Genomic DNA, 15,509 nt, shown 5'->3' with positions numbered 1-15,509 from the left:
CTCTCGTTCGGTACGTAACCGACCGCCAAAAGATTCAACGTTGGCGCGCCATGGCTGCGAAACCGCGAAGGGCGGGAACAGCGGTGGCGGGTTTCCCACCGCGGAGCACCGTCTCGCGTTGCACGCGTTCGAACGTGTCGCGGGAGACCATTTCATGACGGCGCCACCCCGTGTCCCCGGCGTGCAAGATACGCCGCCATGCGAGCATGGCGCGAATGGCCAACGACCAATGGACCCGCGGGATGGCGATCCCTTGGAGTGCGGCCTCATTTTCCAGCTCGGCGATCATGTGCGCAGCTAGGCGCGCCTCGCCCCAAAACGCGAGCAGCGCCTGGTGACTGCGCGAGCCGTCCACGACGGTGTCGCCCGCACGCACCCGATCGCCGACGGCGACGCAGAGATGCCCTGCGCGCGGGCGTCGTACGCTCCGGAGGCGCCCATCGAGCGCGCGCAATCTGACGCGGGTGGGCTCGATGGCCTCGACGATGGCATCACAAGGCGCCAGTTTGGCAACGAGGTCAGGCCGCGGGCACGCCGAAAGGAATCGCCGGAGGTACTGTGCACCGCCGACCAGCTCTCCCTCCGGGAGCGAAACGGTGACCAAAAGTGCGGCCCCGCGTTCCACGAATGCGCCGTTCTCGACCGCGGGCCGCGCATCGCGCGGTACGTTCACCGCGAAGACCACCTCGCCCGAGTCGTCGAGCAGCTCCAAGCGCACGTCGTCGTCGCCGGGCCCGAAGCCCGCGCAGGGCAAGCCGGTTACCTCGTCGGCCGCGCCAACGAACTCCTCGGACCAGTGCGCGATCCCGTCGACGGGTGCCCTCAACATATGTGGAATATCCTCGTTCGAAGCGAACGCGCAGCGCAGGCAATCGTCGCGGCGGCGCGTGTGCCGACGGCATCGCCATCGGCCGGCCACGTGGCATCTTCGGGGTCGAGGCCGAAGCAACACGCGCAAACCCCACCCGAAGCCTCGCATGTCACGGGATCGCGCACGAACACCGTGAGGACGTAGGCCGCATCGATGCGCTCTCCGTCCCGCCGTGAGAGGAGCGTCCCCGCACGCGCCACTAAGGGTCCGCGGGGCAGCACGACATCCGACGAAAGGATGCGGCCTTCGATGCGCGACCCGAGCGGGCTACCCGCAACTCGGATACCTCGCGTGGTCCCGCAATCGCGCGCAACGACCATGGTCGCTCCCAACACGACACCGAGATCGCGCCCGAGACCCGCGGCCACGTCGTGCCTCTCGCGCTGGTGTGAGCGCGTCGGCGCGCATCGTCATGCACCGCATCATGTACTCGTGTGGGTCGAGGCCTTCGCCCAGGCCATGCAAGATCGGGCGCGCGATGGACAACCCCGAAGACAGGGTGCGCGGGCCTATCATGCATCGCAGAGATTCGGCCTTCGGCATGGACGATTGGCTCGCAAGCAACGCCGCCAGCGGGTCACGCTCGGGTGCCGCCGCCTTGGCGGCCCCCCGTTGGCGCGCTGCCACGTTGGCCCATATATCGGCGCGCTTGTCCTCGTATTCCCAGCGAACGATGTCCCGCGCGTGCCAACGGCGTTCCACCTCGGCCACCTCGAGCTGCGCTTCGGCGAGAAGCTCGGAGGTGATCGACGGTGGAGCGAAATCGCGCTGAGCAATGGACGCACCCGATCGATCGGCGACAAATCGCCCTAGTTGCTCCAGCGCCTCAGCGGAGCGGGCGGCCACCTCGACGTGTTCGTCCCAGATCGTGCGCCGCAGGGCTTCGGCGATGCGCGGGGCATCCCATGGCCCATCGGGAAAGGCCGCGCGTACGATGGGCGGAAAGCATTCCGCCACGAGAAAGCGCCCCACAGTCGTCACGCATCGAGGCCCGTGGGGCACATGCCTCGCTGCAAGGGTGTCGTCCATCGTCACGATGCCGTGGGCAAGCGCTTCGAGAACGCGATCGCGATCGCGAAAGGCTCTGGCCCGTGGTGGATGGGGTTCGGCGCGCGTCGCGAAAAAGATGCCCAAGCAGGCAACCGGCGAAGGAGCCATCATGGTTCGCTAGGAGGACACGAAGCGCGGGACGTTCCTAGTCTTTCAATTTATTCAAAAAGTGATATTTCAATGATGGTTGGCGTCGTTCAGCGCAAATCCATGGCGCAGCGAAAGCCATTGTTGTTGTATGCGGCATCGGGACGCGCTTTTCCGCGGAAGACGAGGCCATAGCCTTCGCAGGTGCAGGCGCCGCACCACCACGACCCACCGCGCAGGACGCGGGTATGGCCGGGCGTGAACCAATCCGCGGTCCATTGCCAGACGTTGCCCACGGGATCGTAGATGCCCCACGCATTGGGCGGGAAGGCGCGGACAGGTGAGACGTAGAGAAAGCCGTCGGCGCGCGTGTTGTGCGCGTGCGATGAACCCTGCCAGAAATTGAGCCCCAGCTTTCCATCGCGCTCGGGCGCGTTGCCCCAGGGGAAACGCGTGCCGGGTGAGCCGGCACGCATCGCATGTTCCCATTCGGCCTCCGTGGGGAGACGTTTGCCGTGGTGCGCACAGAACGCGGCGGCGTCGTGCCAGCTCACCAAAGTCACGGGCGCGTCGTCGGCGAGAAAGCCTTCCGTCTCGGGTGTGCCCTCGCGAAAAGGTTTGCGCCAGGAGGCACGCGGCATGCGCTCCCATTCCCAGTCGTCCATGCCTTCGCGTGCACCCATGCCGAAGCCGAGACGCTCCGCCGTGGTGACGTAGCCCGTGGCGGCGACGAACTGCGCGAACGCAGCGCGTGTCACCAACGTCGCATCGATGGCAAAGGCGCCGCTGGGCGCGCGCACCATGCCAGCGGGAAGTGGCTTTTGGCCGGCGGCACCGAGCAATGAGCACGCGACGAGCGAGGTCAGAACGAGCCGGCGGCGCACGTTACTCCCCGGGCCCCGTGAACGAGTTCGAGCAATACACGGTATCGCACTTGGGAAAGCGCCGATTGCAAGCGTCAGCGCACGCTTTCGACTCTTTTGCGGTGTGAGGCTTGCTCTCGTCGAAACATGGTGCCCAACAGGCCTGGAGCTTCGGGCAAATCCCCCAGCAGCCATTCTTCTTCCATTTCACCTTCTCGTCCTTCTCGCACACCTCGGCGGCCCCGATGCACTCCGCCGTCGCGCATTTGTCCCTGCGCGCGAGGCACGCTTGCCGGCAGCTGCCCGTCGTGGATGCACACGCACGCCGGCACGCGTCGCCCGCCGCACCGGCCGCACACGACGACTTGCACGAGGAACACGTGTTTGCGCAGGTGCCCTCGCACGAACCGCACGTCTTGCTGCAGTCCGAATTGCAGGCCATTTGCTTGGTAAAGCACGGATTCCAGACACACGATTGTTCCCAAGGCAGCGAGCACGCCAGCGGATGCGCCTCGAAATCGCTTTCGGTCGGAGGCGCGGCCACGGCGCAATCTGCAGCAAGTGCCTCAATCGCGGCAGGCTCCGTCCAGGCCGCGACCGACGTCAGGGGCGGTGGCGTTGCAGGAAGAGCCGAAGGAGTAGGAGGCGCAGAAGAAGCGGGCGCCGCGGGCGCTTGGACCGCGACGGACGCCGGTTCGACCGCGGGGGAAACAGGAGCTCTCTCGGGTTGGGTGGGACTCGAACTGCAAGCGGTCAAGGCAAGGAAAACGACGCAGGCGTTTCGTACGATCATGGCAGCCCTCGATGCATCATGCCTCCGCGAAAACGTCCAGCGCGCGGGGGCACTTCCATGGGGAACGCGCTACGCTCCAAGCCATGTCCACGGGTTCCCCACGCCACACTGCCGCGGCGCCGCGAAATTTCACGCTGTCGGTCGAGGAGCGGGTTCGGGCGGTGGTCGCCGGTCCGCCAGCGTTCATGCGCCGAAAGCGGCATATCGAAGATCTGGAGGAGTCCATCGCACGCGGCCTCGTCCTGCTCGACCGCGGCTTGGCCAAACGCCCCGAAACATTGCGCATCCGACTCGATCGGCAGCTCGTTCAATTGAATGAGCTCATCGAACTTCACAATCGCTATTACCCGGCCGAGGCCAACCTTCGGATGGATCCCATTTCCGGCGAAATACTCGAGATGGGCAAACCGTGGTCGCCGCTTCCGCCCGCCACTTTCGAAAGCCTTCGCGCCCACGAATCATGAGACTGAGGAATACGTACACCAAAGAGCTGGAAACATTCGTCCCCCTGGACCCGAAGGAGAAGCTCGTCACGCTCTATAGCTGCGGGCCGACCGTCTACTCCTGCGCGCATATCGGGAACTTCCGCTCCTTTCTCCTCGCAGACGTCCTGCGACGGACCTTGGAGCTCCGCGGCTTCACCGTGCGCCACGTGATGAACATCACCGACGTGGGGCACATGACGGAGGACCACCTCGCCGACGCGACGGGGGAAGACAAGCTCGCCAAGGCTGCACGGGAGCTGGGGTCCGATCCCTTCGAGGTCGCCGCCCACTTCGAGCGCATGTTCGCCGAAGACGCTCGGGCGATGGGGCTCCGCAACTACGCGCCCGGCGAGGCGGAGGTCGACGCGTTGCACCCGCGAGCGACGGGGTACGTGCCGGAGATGCTCGCGATGGTCCAGCTCCTCATCGAGCGGGGGCATGCCTACGTCGACCGCGAGGGGCAGGTGTACTTCGCCGTCGCGACGTTCCCGGAGTACGGTCTCCTCTCGGGCAAAGTACTCGACGAGCTCGAGGCGGGCGCGCGCGTGGCGGTACGCTCGGAGAAACGCGATCCGCACGACTTCGCGCTGTGGAAGGTGGACCCGAAGCACTTGATGCAGTGGAACCCACACGGGAGCGCGGGGTGGCGGCCGGGCGAACGCGAGCGGCTCGCGCGGCTCGTGCCGAACGGGATCGATCCGCGCGTAAAGAGCGGCTTTCCTGGGTGGCACATCGAGTGCTCGGCCATGTCCCGCGCGACCTTGGGCCCGGCCATCGACGTCCATACCGGTGGCGAGGACAACGTGTTTCCGCACCACGAGTGCGAGATCGCGCAAAGCTGGGGGGCGCGCTCCGACGACGCTGCGCCGAAGAACTTTTGCCGCTATTGGGTGCACGCCCGGCATCTGCTGGTCAACGGCAAGAAGATGTCGAAGCGGGATGGAACCTTCATCACCGTGCGCGACCTCTTCAACCCGCGCGCGCAGAAGCGCGACGACCTCGCCGCGCGCCTCGAGGCGGCGGGCTTTACCGAAGGCCGCGTCGCGCCGGCGGTGCTGCGCTTCGCGCTCACGTCGATCGCGTTTGGGCAGCAGATGAACTTCACGATCGACGCGCTGGTGCAGGCGCGCGCGTCCGTGGAGCGAATCCAGTCGTCCTACGCCCGTGCGAGAGAAATCGCCGGCGATGGCGCCGCGTCCGATGCGGTGGCCGCGCGGGTGGCGGAAGGGACCGCGGAGTTCGATGCCGCCATGGATGACAACTTGAACACCGCGCGCGCCCTCGCCGAAGTGTTCGGGGTGGTCTCCGCGACGAACCAGCGCGAGCTCTCACCGGGCGACGCGCGCGCGGTTCAGGGATTCCTCGAGCGGGCCGACGCGATCTTCTCCGTGCTCGATCGACGCGTGCGCTCGGGGCTCTTTGCGCGCGACGAGCTGGCACGCCGCGCCGAGGAGGCGATCGGTGAAGCGCACCTACCAGCGTCGCCCGAAACGCCGCCCGCAGAGGCCATCGAGGCGCTCGTCGTGCACCGCTTCGGCGCGCGCAAGCGGCGGGACTTCGCGCAGGCCGATGCGATCCGCGGGTGGCTGGCCGAGCGCGGCGTGGAGCTCGAGGACATCGCCGCGGGCGGGGTTCGCTGGCGGATACGCTGAGAGCCACGCGGCGAGGTTAGCGAAGGCCGGTGGCGATGTGCACGGTGGCGGGAAGCTCGATGCGCTCTCCATGGCTGTAGGATTGAAGGGCGGTTTCCACCTCCTCGTGGATGCGCTCGCGGACATCCGGGCTGACCCCCGCCAAGAGATGACGAAGCGGCGCGGCCATTTCGCGAATGCTTTGCCATAGCTCCGAGGCCGGGCCCGCGCAGGAAAGGACGCATCGATGGGTCGTTTCCTCGACCTGACGAAAGCCTGCCCCGCGAAGTGCCGCGGACAAGGAGCCGTACGCTGCAAAGCGCAGCGGCCCCGGTGCATTGGGGAGGAGCACCGGCATCTCGACGTGGCGGGCCAAGATGCGGTGGTGGAGAAACGCTCCCTGCTCGGCGGGAGATCCTCCCCATACGAGAAACACGGCGCGCGCACCCGGTCGAAGCACGCGCCGGGATTCACGCAGCGCTTCGGTCACGTTGGGAACGTGCATGATCCCCAGGCGACAGGTCACCAAGTCGAAGGACTCGTCCGGGAACGTGAGGGCGGCGGCATCGGCCCGACGGCAGCCGATGTTGTCGATCTTCTCCTGGTGCGCGACGTCCGAGACGATGGCGAGCATCGCGTCGGAGATGTCCGTCGCCGTGACACAGCCTCGAGGACCGACGGCCTTGGCCAAGGCCAGCGCAGGATCGCCTGCACCACTCGCCAGATCGAGAACGTGCATCCCCGGGACGACACCCGCCGCCTGGAGAAGCGCCTCGGTGAAGCCGCGCGTCTGATCGGCAAAACGCGAACGCCAGCGGCGCCAGGCCGCGACGACCCCAGGATCGTCCCATTCCGATTCCGCTTGGATATGCATATTGTCCTTTCCTCGCGATATTCAATTATCGCGATGCGTGATGGATGACCGAAACGACGAATCGCAAGCACCAGAGAAAGAGCACGACGGCGCTTCCGACGGCGCCGAGCATGGCCATCGCTCGAACCCACGACGGGGCGGGTGCTGCCGCGATCGTGAGGACGAGTGCCGTCACCCCTCCGCCAGCAACACCGCCGAGCGACCCGCCTAGAAAGGTCAAGGCAAGGGACACCGTCGCCGGGAGGGAACCGGCCCTCGGGCGCACGTGAGAAACCACCTCGGAACGAAGGGCCACGATTTCGGAGGAAACGAGCTTGTCCTGATAGAACGGCGGACAATCTAGGGTTTTCTCGAGTCGTTTCCCCATGGCGGCACCTGCAAAGAACAGGCGTTCCATGGCGCGGAACAGTGTTCCGGCTAGGGCTCCCAGCAGCAGAACGTACCCGTTCTCACGTGAAGCTCGAGGTGTCGGCCCAATGTGGGATCGGCATGGACGACGCGCGAGATCACGTCGCGGATGCGCCGCTGAACGTTGACCCGCGCCCGCTCCAGGGCGTCGCCCGCTTTGCGGTTGCGGCCGCCGAGGCCGAGGGCATGCGCGAGCTCACCCCCGATGGTCTCACGCTCGTCCCGGATGCGCGCCGCGGTTTCGGCATCGCCGCGGGCCTCCGCGTCTTCGAGCGCGCTCCCCAATTCGGCGAGGCGCGTGCGGTACTCGAACTTGGCGCGTTCGTCGAGCCAGGCACCGGAGCCCCCTTGTTCGATCGGGCCATCCTGCAACGGCTGTACGAGATCACCCACGTGGAACTCTCGCCCGGGCTCCCGCAGCAACGCGGCCAAATAGTGCAGGCCCTTGGCATCTTTCAGCCGGACTTCGCGGCCTTCGTGGCGCAACACCCAGAATTCGCTCTCCCGCTCGAGCGAGGGTGGCGGGGGCGGAGCCGTCGCCACAGGGACGGGCGATGCGGGGCGGTCGAGCCTCGCGAGCGCCCGACGCGTGTGCGCCTCGAAGTCGACGAAGCCACCGCGCTGGCAGATGGCGAGCGTCTCCTGGAAGTGCAGGTACGCTTTTTCCATTTCGCCGAGCGCACTCGCCACGCGGCCCAGGTAGTACGCCAAGGGTCCCGCGCTGGTCATCACCCCCGGATAGATAGTGACCCGATCGGCATACGGCCGCATCGCTTCGTACACGGCCCGCAGATCCGAGCGATCGCCCTGCGCGATGAAGATGGGCACGACGTTCGCGAGAAACGCCCCCATGCCAACGGGCCACTTCGACGGCGTGAACGGCGCGAGGTGCACGCGCAATTCGGCGGGCGGAAGTGCCGTGGCGCGAGCCGCCCTCCGTGTGGTGAGCCAGGAGCGAAGTCTGGGATTTTGCACGCTGAGCAACTCGAGCGCCTCCATCGCGGCGGCCTCGCCGGCCTGATCATCCCGCACCTCGGCGCGCACCGCGCGATTGGCCTCGATGACCGCCAGCGCGTGCGGATCGTCCCCCGCCTCCGACAGCTCGCGCACCTCCTGTTCGATCCGCGCAATGGCAGGGCCGTCTCCTTGGAGCGTCGCCCACGTCAACTGGACGATTCGGGCATGGAGCCGATACTGCGGCACACGAATTTCGTCGGTAATCTGCCTGTGAATGCGCAATTCCACATTCACCACGGCGGGGTCGGCCCGCTCGATGGCATCGAGGGTGAGCCGCCCGTGCGCGTGCGCTTCGAGGAGCTTGTCCCCCAGGCGGGTCGCGAGGAGTGCCAGCTCGCGATCGAGCCCGACGCGTTCGTCGAGGTCGTCGCCGGTCCCGTACGCGGCACGCACCGAGTAAATCACGTCGGCGAGGACGCGCCGGTCTTCCAGCGCCCGCGCCGCGACCACCGACTCGCGCGCAAACATCAGCGAACGGCCGCGATCGAGGCTGGGAACCATGGCGGGTGCGAGCCGCGCCATCACGCGCACCCGCAGCTCTTCGCGCATGGTGCCGAGCGAAAGCGCGCGTTCGAGCAGGTCGACCAGCCGTTGGTCGACGTTTCCGAACCAAAACTCCGCGCCATAGGCCAGCGCAGCTTGCGCGAACGCGTTCACGTCGCCGGCCCGCTCCGCGAGTGCGGCCGCCTGGATGCATGTCTCCTTGCCCGCCTGGGCGTTGCCCATGCGAATGCGCGACAGGCCGAGCCTCCAGAGCAGTTCCGCCCGGCGCACCTCGTCAGCCCCCCCGGCGTGATCGAGTGCGACGAGCGCGCGCTCGAAGTGCCCCGCCGCATCGTCGAACGCCAGCAGGTCCATGGCACGGCGACCGGCACGCACCGCGTAGTCGGCGGCCTCGGGCCAGGAGCCGACGGGCCCGGCCTCGAAGGCATGGTGTGCAAGCTCCGCCAAGTGCGCTTCGAGATCCGTCGCGTGCAGACTCGACAGCGCACGCGACGCGCGCGCATGCAGGGCCATGCGACGTGACGCCGAGAGGCCTTGATAGAGCGCCTCGCGAACCAGGATGTGGGCGAAGCGCACGGGGCTCGAGGACAGCGGCTGGGCGCTCAGAACGCCCGCCGCGAGGCCCGCCTCCGTCGCCTCGAGCACGCGCTCGATGGGCTTCTCGCAAACGGATTGCAACAGCACCAAGGAACATTCGCGCCCGAGAACCGAGGCCGCATCGAGCACGTCGCGCACGTCGCTGGAGACGCGCACCAGCATCTCCTGCACCGTCTCGCGCACGGTGTCGGGCAAGGTGAAGCCGGCCGGCAGCGAGGCTCCATAGCCACGGGACACGAGCAGCTGCGCGAGGGCGTCGACGAAAAGCGGATTGCCTTCCGTGGCCGCAAACACCGCCGAGGTGAGCGCATCGGACGGCGCCGCGCCCAGCGCGCCCGCAATCCATTGCGCCACCGCCGCGCGATCGAGGCGCCCCAGGGGACGCAGCGTGCCCTCACGGGCGAGCTTCACCAGCGACGTCGACACCTGCGGCGCACGCCGAGCCTCGAGATCCCGGTACGTTCCCACGACCAGCAGGCGCACGTGGCGAAGCTCGCGCGCCACGACTTGCAGCAGATTCAGCGAGGCGAGATCGGCCGCGTGCAGATCGTCGAAGACGAGCACGAGTGGCGCGCGCGAGGCCATGCCGCGCAAGAACGCCGCGATGGCCGTACCGAGTCGCAGAGCCTCGACCTCGGGGTGGCGAGGATCCGCGGGCGCTTCGAGCAACGGCACGACCTCCGTCGCAGCGCACGCGCGCAGCACCTGCAACCAAGGCCAGCACGCGGGGGCACCGGAGGCCTCCCAAGCGCGCCCCCAGAACACCGAGGCACCGCGCTGTTCCGCAAGGGCGGCGAGCTCCTCGGCCAACCGCGTTTTTCCGATGCCGGCTTCCCCGGAAAGAAGAAAGACTTCGCCCCGGCCCGCGAGGGCGCGCTCGAGCGCCGCCGCCAGATCTTCGAGTTCACGACCGCGTCCGAGCAGGGTGCGAAAGGCCACGGCGTCACCCCGCCTTGCCCAGGGCCGCTTCGGCCTTCTTGGCCGAGGCGAGGTGCGCTTCCGCCTTGCGGCGGGCCTCGGCCGCATCGTCGTGGCTGCGCCGCGCGCGATCGGCGGATGAGCGGGCGGTCTCCGCGTGATCGGCGGCAGCACTCGCCTCCTTGGCCGCTTCGCTGGCCTCGCGTTTGGCGCGTGAGAGCGCCGCTTCGGCGGCTTTCACCGCGTCGGCCAGATGGCGCGCGTTGGCCTCGGTGTCGTTCGCGGCCTTTTGCGCTTCGTCGGCGGCCCGGTGCGTTTCTTTCGCGCGCGCCTCGGCCAGCGCCGCGTTCTTGCTCGCCGTCTCGAGCGCTTCCTCGGCCTTGCGCCGTGCTTCGGCGACCGCTTTTCGCTGCGGGCCGGAGTTCGCCGGCGCTTTGGCCGCGGGCTTCGGCGGGTCCTTCTTCTTGGCCGGAAGGGGAATCTCCTCGCCGTCGCCCAGCACCTCGAGCAACGCATCGAACCCCGGCGGCGCGAGCTCTTTGGAAAGGCGCCCCGGCTCCGCGTCTCCCCATCGATTGAGCGTCGAAATGAAGGTCAGCGTTTCGCCGACGCGATCCAAGGTGACGTCGGATGCGGCCAGGCCGCCCTTCTGCAACGTCGTTCGCGCGACCCGGAGCAGCGCCTCGATGGCTACGCGCTGGGCCTGTTGCGCGGTGAACACGTCCCGCACACCGCTCGCCCCCTTGCGGTGCGCCTGCCGCAGCGAGGCCCCCGCTTCGTGCAGTGCCTCGAGCTCACGCGGGGCCGTACGGTACATTTGATTCACCGCCCACGCGGCCGCTGATGGCTTGGGGAGCGCGGCAATGCGCGCCGCGCCCTCCTTGTCGCCGTCCTTCTTGGCCCGGGTGGCCAGCACCTTGCGTGCATCGATGAACTCCGCCAAGGGAGCCGAGTAGAGCGCATCGAGTTCCTCTTCCGAAACGGCGGCCATCGCGGCCTCTGACTTTACCGCACGTACACCTCGTGACCATCGACCATCGTCCGAAGCACCTGTGTGCGCGCGATTTGTTCCACCGGAATCGCGTACACGTCGCGGTCGATGACGATCATGTCGGCGCGCTTTCCGACCTCGAGGGTGCCGGTACGCGTTTCGGAGCGCATGAGGCGCGCCGCATTCACCGTGTAGGCGCGGAGGGCCGCATCGAGGTTGGGCAGCCCCTGCGATCCACGGGTCAATGCGCTCTGCATACCCGCGAACGGATTGAGATCCCACACGTCGTAGTCCGAGCTGAGGGTCACCGTGGCGCCGCTGTCATGCAGATCGCGCACACGCCACGCGCGCTCGTTCACGCGATCTTTGCCCACGAAAGGCTCGAGCTCGTGCAGATGCTCGGGGTCGTTCCCTTCGGCGAGCTGCACGTCGGCAAACACGCCGAGCGCCCGAAAGCGAGGCACGTCCTGGGGGTGCACGAGCTCCACGTGCGTGAGCCGGTGCCGCGCCCCCGCGCCGCCGGGCAAGGTGCGTGCGGCCTGGATGGCGTCGAGCGCCTGCCGCACCCCGCGATCGCCGATGGTGTGGATATGCATATCGAAGCCCGCCGCCTGCAGCTCCCGCACGTAGCGCGCGAGCCGTGGGGCATCGAAGTAGTCGAGACCGCGCGCGGCCCCGAGCGTCTTCGAACGATACGGCTCCAGCAGGGCGGCGGTGGTGTTCTGGGTCAGGCCGTCCGCGTAGATCTTGATTTGCGTCTGCCGCACCATGCCCCCATCGTCGCGGCGCATGCGCGCAAGGGTGGCGATTTGCGCGTCGTCGGTCTTCGAGGGGTAGGCCCACAGGCCGAGCACCATGCGCACGGTCATTTCGCCGCGTGCTTCGGCGCGACGGTACGCGTCGAGGTGGCCGCGCCCCCAGTAGACGCGCGCGTCGCAGGCCGAGGTAATGCCATATTTGTTGTTGTGCTCCATCCCCTCGAGCAGGGCCTGGTAGTTGATGTCCTCGAGCTCCGGAGTCGGTGCGAGCGCACGGTCCCATGGCCATTCACCGGCCGCGTCGACGAGCACCCCGTTCGGCGTACCGTCCGCCGTGCGCAGCACGATGCCGCCGGGCGGATCGGGCGTGTGCGCATCGATGCCGAGCACCTCCAGGGCGCGTGAGTTGACCCACGTGCTGTGGGACGTCTCCTCCAAAATGGCCACCGGCCGATCCGAAATGGCCGCATCGAGGATGGCGCGCGGGGTACGTGACGCCGCGAGAAGCGTGGAAATGCGATGGCCGGCGCCGAGTACCCACGAGGTGCCCTTGGAGACGGAGCACCTCGACACCGTGCGAACGTAGGCTTCGGCGTCGTTCACGTTCGGGTCCAGGCGACATCGGATGATGGGGAGGTGCGCTTCCAGCGTGTGCTGGTGCACATCGTGCAGCCCCGGAAGCACGACGCGCCCCTGGAGATCCAGCACGCGAGTGTTCGGCCCCACGTGGGCTGCCGCTTCGGCGTTGGCGCCCACGAAGACGATGGCGCCGTCCCGCACGGCCACGGACTCCGCCCAGGGCTGCGCGTCGTTCATGGTGCGGATGCGGCCGTTGCGCCAAACGAGGTCGGCCGGGACGCGCTCGGCGGCACAAGCGGTCAACGGGCCCAGCATCATCAATGCCCCTATCGCAAGAGAATATCGACCATTCATGAAAGACAGCATGCCGGCCTTACCTTAAATTTGGCTGATCGCCCGATGCGCATCTTGTTCCTCGAGGATCACGATGAAACCCGCCACGCCGTGGTCGCGCGCCTTCGTGGCGAGGGCTTCGCCGTGGCGGCGGCGCGTACCTTGGAGGAGGCCGGCGCGCTGTTGCGCGACGAAGGGTTCGACGTGCTGGTGCTCGACCGCACCGTGCCCGACGGCGATGCGCGGGATGGTCTTCGCGCGTGGCGGGGCTCGGGCATTGCGACGCCCGCCTTGTTCCTCACCGCGCGCGACACCGTACGCGATCGGGTCGACGGGCTCGATGCCGGCGGCGACGATTACCTCACCAAGCCGTTTGCCATGGCCGAACTCTTCGCACGCGTCCGTGCCCTGGCCCGGCGAGGTCCCCTGCCCGCCGCGCCCATCGTCCGCATCGGCGACGTGGAAATCGATCTCGGCCGGCGCGAGGTGCGGCGTGCCGGGGTGCTCCTGCCCCTGCGGCCCAAGGAGCGCTCGGTCCTCGAGCTTCTCGCGTCGAGGCAGGGGCGCGTGGTCTCGCGGGAGGAGCTCGTGCGGCATTGCTGGGACGCCGCGGAGACGCCGGCGTCGAACGTCGAGGAGGCCACCATCGCCTCGCTCCGGCGCAAGCTCGGGGTGCCCGGCCTCGTTCGCACGGTGCGCGGCGTGGGCTACGTCCTCGAGGATCCATGCCGCTGAGCGAGGGCCACGCACCGCGCGCACGAATCGAGCTCGATCGCCTGGCCCGGCGCACGACCCTCGTGTACTCCCTCGCGTGGTCGGCGGCGCTGATCGCCCTCGCGGGCTTCGCGGTGCTCGCCTTCGGGCGCGCCCGCGATGCGGATTTCGACGCGCGCCTCGCCGTGCATGCCACGGCGGTGTACGGCCTGACCTATTTCGACCCGCAAGGCCGCTACCACGTCGAGGCACTCGTGCGCGAGCCGGACATCGTGCACGGCCCCTTCGACATCCACGTCGTCGACGCCGACGGCCACACACTGCTCTACGCCAGCGAACCACGGCGCTACCCCATCGCCCTCGGCGACAAGCGCGCGGAGCCGCACGACGCGGTGCTGGAGGACGGCCGACACGTCCGCATTCTGACGAAAACGACGTTCGACGATGACGATCGGCCCCGGGCAACCATCGTTGTCGCCGGCGATCCCTCACCCCACCGCGCCGAGCAGTCGCGCTTTGCCCTATGGATCGTGATGGCCACCGCGGTGCTCGGCGCGTTCGGTGTGCTGGTCGCGCGGATCATGACGGAGCGCACCCTCCGCCCGGCGCGGCACGCCTTGGAGGTGCGGGAGCGCTTTCTCCAGACTGCCGCGCACGAATTGCGAACGCCGGTCACCGGCCTCGTGGCCGCGGTCGAGGCAAGCTCCGTGGAAGGGCCCATCGCCAAGCTGACGCACGAAGCGTCGCGCGTGCTGGAACAGGTGCTCGCCTATGCGCGCCTCGACGCGGATCTCACCGAGGTGCACGCCGAGCCATTGCGGTTGGATCTTCTGGTCGAATCGCTCGCACGCGAGGACGCGGCCATCGAGGCGGAAGCTTGCATCGTGCAAGGCGACGCGCGGCTGCTCGAGGTGGCGATTCGCAACTTGCTCTCGAACGCGGAGCGGCACGGTGGCGGCGTTCTCGCCATCCACGTGGCCGATGGCCGCGTCGAGGTGCGCGATGCCGGTCCCGGTTATCCGGCGCACGGCAACCGAGGTTGGGGTCTGGGCCTCGGCATCGTCCAACGCATCGCCGCGATTCATGGCGGTACGTTTTCCTTGCGCAACCACCCGGAGGGTGGCGCCGTCGCTACGCTCGAAATTCCGATTTCAAGTGGTCCATCCAAATGATCCGAAATGGACCGTTTCGATAGACCATCGACGCACTACGCTTTAGGCATGAGCACGCCGACACTTCGCGTCGTCAACCAGACGGAACTCGCACATCGCGGTTCGAAGAGAGCACCATGAGGCTCATTCTCCCGACCAGGTGCCCAGCGATTCGCCACCGTCGACATCGAACACCGCGCTGGTCACGGCAGGGTTTCGGATTACCGAGAGAACAGCGTCGGCCAAGTCGTCGAAGCGGCCATGGTGGTGCGTCAGTTGCCGCATGGGATTTACGCCGATGCTTCCGGGGGAAACGACGTTGACGCGAAGGGGCGCGAGTTCGACGGCGGCTGCGCGGGCCAGACCCTCGATGGCCGCGTGGAGCGCACCGTAAATGCCGAAGCCCGCGGTGGGACGGCGCGCGCTCGCTCCGGAAATAAGGGTCACCGAGCCGCCCGGCCGCAGAACGCGTGCCCCCACGTGCAACGCATTGTACGCGGCCCAGAGGCGACGGTAGACGGCGTGAGCATCCGCGAGGTTCACGCGCGGAATGGTGGCCTCCGGGGGCGCGACGCCCGCGGTGCCCGACGACGTCGCCGCCACGATGTGATCGACGGGGCCGATCGCCTCGAAGGCCTTTGCCACATCGGCTTCGTCCGTGGCATCCGCCACGATGGTGCGCAGATCCACACCGGGCAACGCGGCCCGTGCGGACTCGAGCGTCGCCTCGCCCCGCCCAAGGAACACGATGCGCGCGCCCGCCGCCGCCGCCGCGATGGCGCGCCCCATTTTTCCCGCCCCGAGAATGACGATCGTCGTTCCGACCAAGCTTCCGTATGCCATGCACCAAATGTTGGGGGTGGCGTTCTGGCGGTTCGATGACCA

General features: G+C 67.9%; 14 protein-coding genes. 4 read left to right on the top strand and 10 right to left on the bottom strand.

Annotation, left to right across the window (positions count from 1 at the left end; genetic code table 11):
* Positions 1 to 34: 34 nt before the first annotated feature.
* From LVJ94_01545 to LVJ94_01530, 4 genes are all read right to left on the bottom strand, one after another.
* A complete protein-coding gene (locus tag LVJ94_01545; protein ID WXB05948.1) occupies positions 35 to 829 on the bottom strand; it encodes a hypothetical protein in 795 nt (264 codons plus the stop codon).
* Between the two features lie 309 nt (positions 830 to 1,138).
* Positions 1,139 to 2,032 (bottom strand): hypothetical protein, encoded by an 894-nt coding sequence (locus LVJ94_01540; protein WXB05947.1) that lies wholly within the window; start codon positions 2,030 to 2,032, stop codon positions 1,139 to 1,141.
* Positions 2,033 to 2,118: 86 nt separating this feature from the next.
* A complete protein-coding gene (locus tag LVJ94_01535) occupies positions 2,119 to 2,892 on the bottom strand; it encodes a formylglycine-generating enzyme family protein (protein ID WXB05946.1) in 774 nt (257 codons plus the stop codon).
* 1 nt (position 2,893) lies between these two features.
* Entirely contained in the window at positions 2,894 to 3,415 is a 522-nt protein-coding gene (locus tag LVJ94_01530; protein WXB05945.1) for a hypothetical protein, read from the bottom strand.
* Between the two features lie 332 nt (positions 3,416 to 3,747).
* Here LVJ94_01530 and LVJ94_01525 point away from each other — a divergent pair, with 332 nt between their 5' ends.
* Positions 3,748 to 4,128, top strand: a complete 381-nt coding sequence (locus LVJ94_01525) for a hypothetical protein (protein WXB05944.1) — start codon at positions 3,748 to 3,750, stop codon at positions 4,126 to 4,128.
* Positions 4,125 to 5,801, top strand: a complete 1,677-nt coding sequence (locus LVJ94_01520; protein WXB05943.1) for a cysteine--tRNA ligase — start codon at positions 4,125 to 4,127, stop codon at positions 5,799 to 5,801. The genes LVJ94_01525 and LVJ94_01520 overlap by 4 nt, the downstream gene beginning before the upstream one ends.
* A gap of 16 nt (positions 5,802 to 5,817) precedes the next feature.
* Here the strand turns inward: LVJ94_01520 and LVJ94_01515 are convergent, their stop codons facing one another.
* Genes LVJ94_01515 through LVJ94_01495 form a run of 5 tightly spaced genes read right to left on the bottom strand, consistent with a single transcriptional unit; the run spans position 5,818 to position 12,744 of the window.
* Positions 5,818 to 6,654, bottom strand: a complete 837-nt coding sequence (locus LVJ94_01515) for a class I SAM-dependent methyltransferase (GenBank protein ID WXB05942.1) — start codon at positions 6,652 to 6,654, stop codon at positions 5,818 to 5,820.
* A 25-nt stretch (positions 6,655 to 6,679) separates the two neighbouring features.
* On the bottom strand, positions 6,680 to 7,051 hold the full coding sequence (locus tag LVJ94_01510; GenBank protein WXB05941.1) for a hypothetical protein: 372 nt from the start codon (positions 7,049 to 7,051) through the stop codon (positions 6,680 to 6,682).
* Positions 7,052 to 7,071: 20 nt separating this feature from the next.
* Positions 7,072 to 10,119, bottom strand: a complete 3,048-nt coding sequence (locus tag LVJ94_01505) for an AAA family ATPase (protein WXB05940.1) — start codon at positions 10,117 to 10,119, stop codon at positions 7,072 to 7,074.
* A gap of 4 nt (positions 10,120 to 10,123) precedes the next feature.
* Positions 10,124 to 11,089, bottom strand: a complete 966-nt coding sequence (locus LVJ94_01500; protein ID WXB05939.1) for a hypothetical protein — start codon at positions 11,087 to 11,089, stop codon at positions 10,124 to 10,126.
* Positions 11,090 to 11,103: 14 nt separating this feature from the next.
* Entirely contained in the window at positions 11,104 to 12,744 is a 1,641-nt protein-coding gene (locus LVJ94_01495) for an amidohydrolase (protein ID WXB05938.1), read from the bottom strand.
* Between the two features lie 81 nt (positions 12,745 to 12,825).
* On the opposite strand from LVJ94_01495, the gene LVJ94_01490 reads away from it, so the two are divergent.
* Both LVJ94_01490 and LVJ94_01485 read left to right on the top strand, forming a co-directional pair.
* Positions 12,826 to 13,494 carry a response regulator transcription factor gene (locus LVJ94_01490; protein WXB05937.1) on the top strand — a complete coding sequence of 223 codons (669 nt, stop codon included), beginning with the start codon at positions 12,826 to 12,828 and terminating at the stop codon, positions 13,492 to 13,494.
* Positions 13,485 to 14,645, top strand: coding sequence for an ATP-binding protein (locus LVJ94_01485; GenBank protein WXB05936.1), 1,161 nt, complete (start codon positions 13,485 to 13,487; stop codon positions 14,643 to 14,645). The genes LVJ94_01490 and LVJ94_01485 overlap by 10 nt, the downstream gene beginning before the upstream one ends.
* Before the next feature lie 123 nt (positions 14,646 to 14,768).
* On the opposite strand, the gene LVJ94_01480 is transcribed toward LVJ94_01485, so the two are convergent.
* Complete coding sequence (locus LVJ94_01480; protein ID WXB05935.1) at positions 14,769 to 15,467, bottom strand: SDR family oxidoreductase; 699 nt, start codon at positions 15,465 to 15,467, stop codon at positions 14,769 to 14,771.
* Between the last annotated feature and the right edge of the window lie 42 nt (positions 15,468 to 15,509).

Source organism: Sorangiineae bacterium MSr11367, from assembly GCA_037157805.1.
GTDB classification, from domain to species: Bacteria; Myxococcota_A; Polyangia; order Polyangiales; family Polyangiaceae; genus Pendulispora; species Pendulispora rubella.
The sequence above is the reverse complement of the archived record's forward strand: the minus strand, read 5'-3'. Positions and strand labels throughout refer to the sequence as shown.

Excerpts from the sequence above, each read along its gene's own strand:
- LVJ94_01540 (WXB05947.1), bottom strand. The coding sequence starts at position 2,032 with ATGATGGCTCCTTCGCCGGTTGCCTGCTTGGGCATCTTTTTCGCGACG.
- LVJ94_01515 (WXB05942.1), bottom strand. The coding sequence starts at position 6,654 with ATGCATATCCAAGCGGAATCGGAATGGGACGATCCTGGGGTCGTCGCG.
- LVJ94_01495 (WXB05938.1), bottom strand. The coding sequence starts at position 12,744 with ATGATGCTGGGCCCGTTGACCGCTTGTGCCGCCGAGCGCGTCCCGGCC.
- LVJ94_01520 (WXB05943.1), top strand. The coding sequence starts at position 4,125 with ATGAGACTGAGGAATACGTACACCAAAGAGCTGGAAACATTCGTCCCC.
- LVJ94_01480 (WXB05935.1), bottom strand. The coding sequence starts at position 15,467 with ATGGCATACGGAAGCTTGGTCGGAACGACGATCGTCATTCTCGGGGCG.
- LVJ94_01525 (WXB05944.1), top strand. The coding sequence starts at position 3,748 with ATGTCCACGGGTTCCCCACGCCACACTGCCGCGGCGCCGCGAAATTTC.
- LVJ94_01485 (WXB05936.1), top strand. The coding sequence starts at position 13,485 with ATGCCGCTGAGCGAGGGCCACGCACCGCGCGCACGAATCGAGCTCGAT.
- LVJ94_01545 (WXB05948.1), bottom strand. The coding sequence starts at position 829 with ATGTTGAGGGCACCCGTCGACGGGATCGCGCACTGGTCCGAGGAGTTC.
- LVJ94_01510 (WXB05941.1), bottom strand. The coding sequence starts at position 7,051 with ATGGAACGCCTGTTCTTTGCAGGTGCCGCCATGGGGAAACGACTCGAG.
- LVJ94_01500 (WXB05939.1), bottom strand. The coding sequence starts at position 11,089 with ATGGCCGCCGTTTCGGAAGAGGAACTCGATGCGCTCTACTCGGCTCCC.
- LVJ94_01490 (WXB05937.1), top strand. The coding sequence starts at position 12,826 with ATGCGCATCTTGTTCCTCGAGGATCACGATGAAACCCGCCACGCCGTG.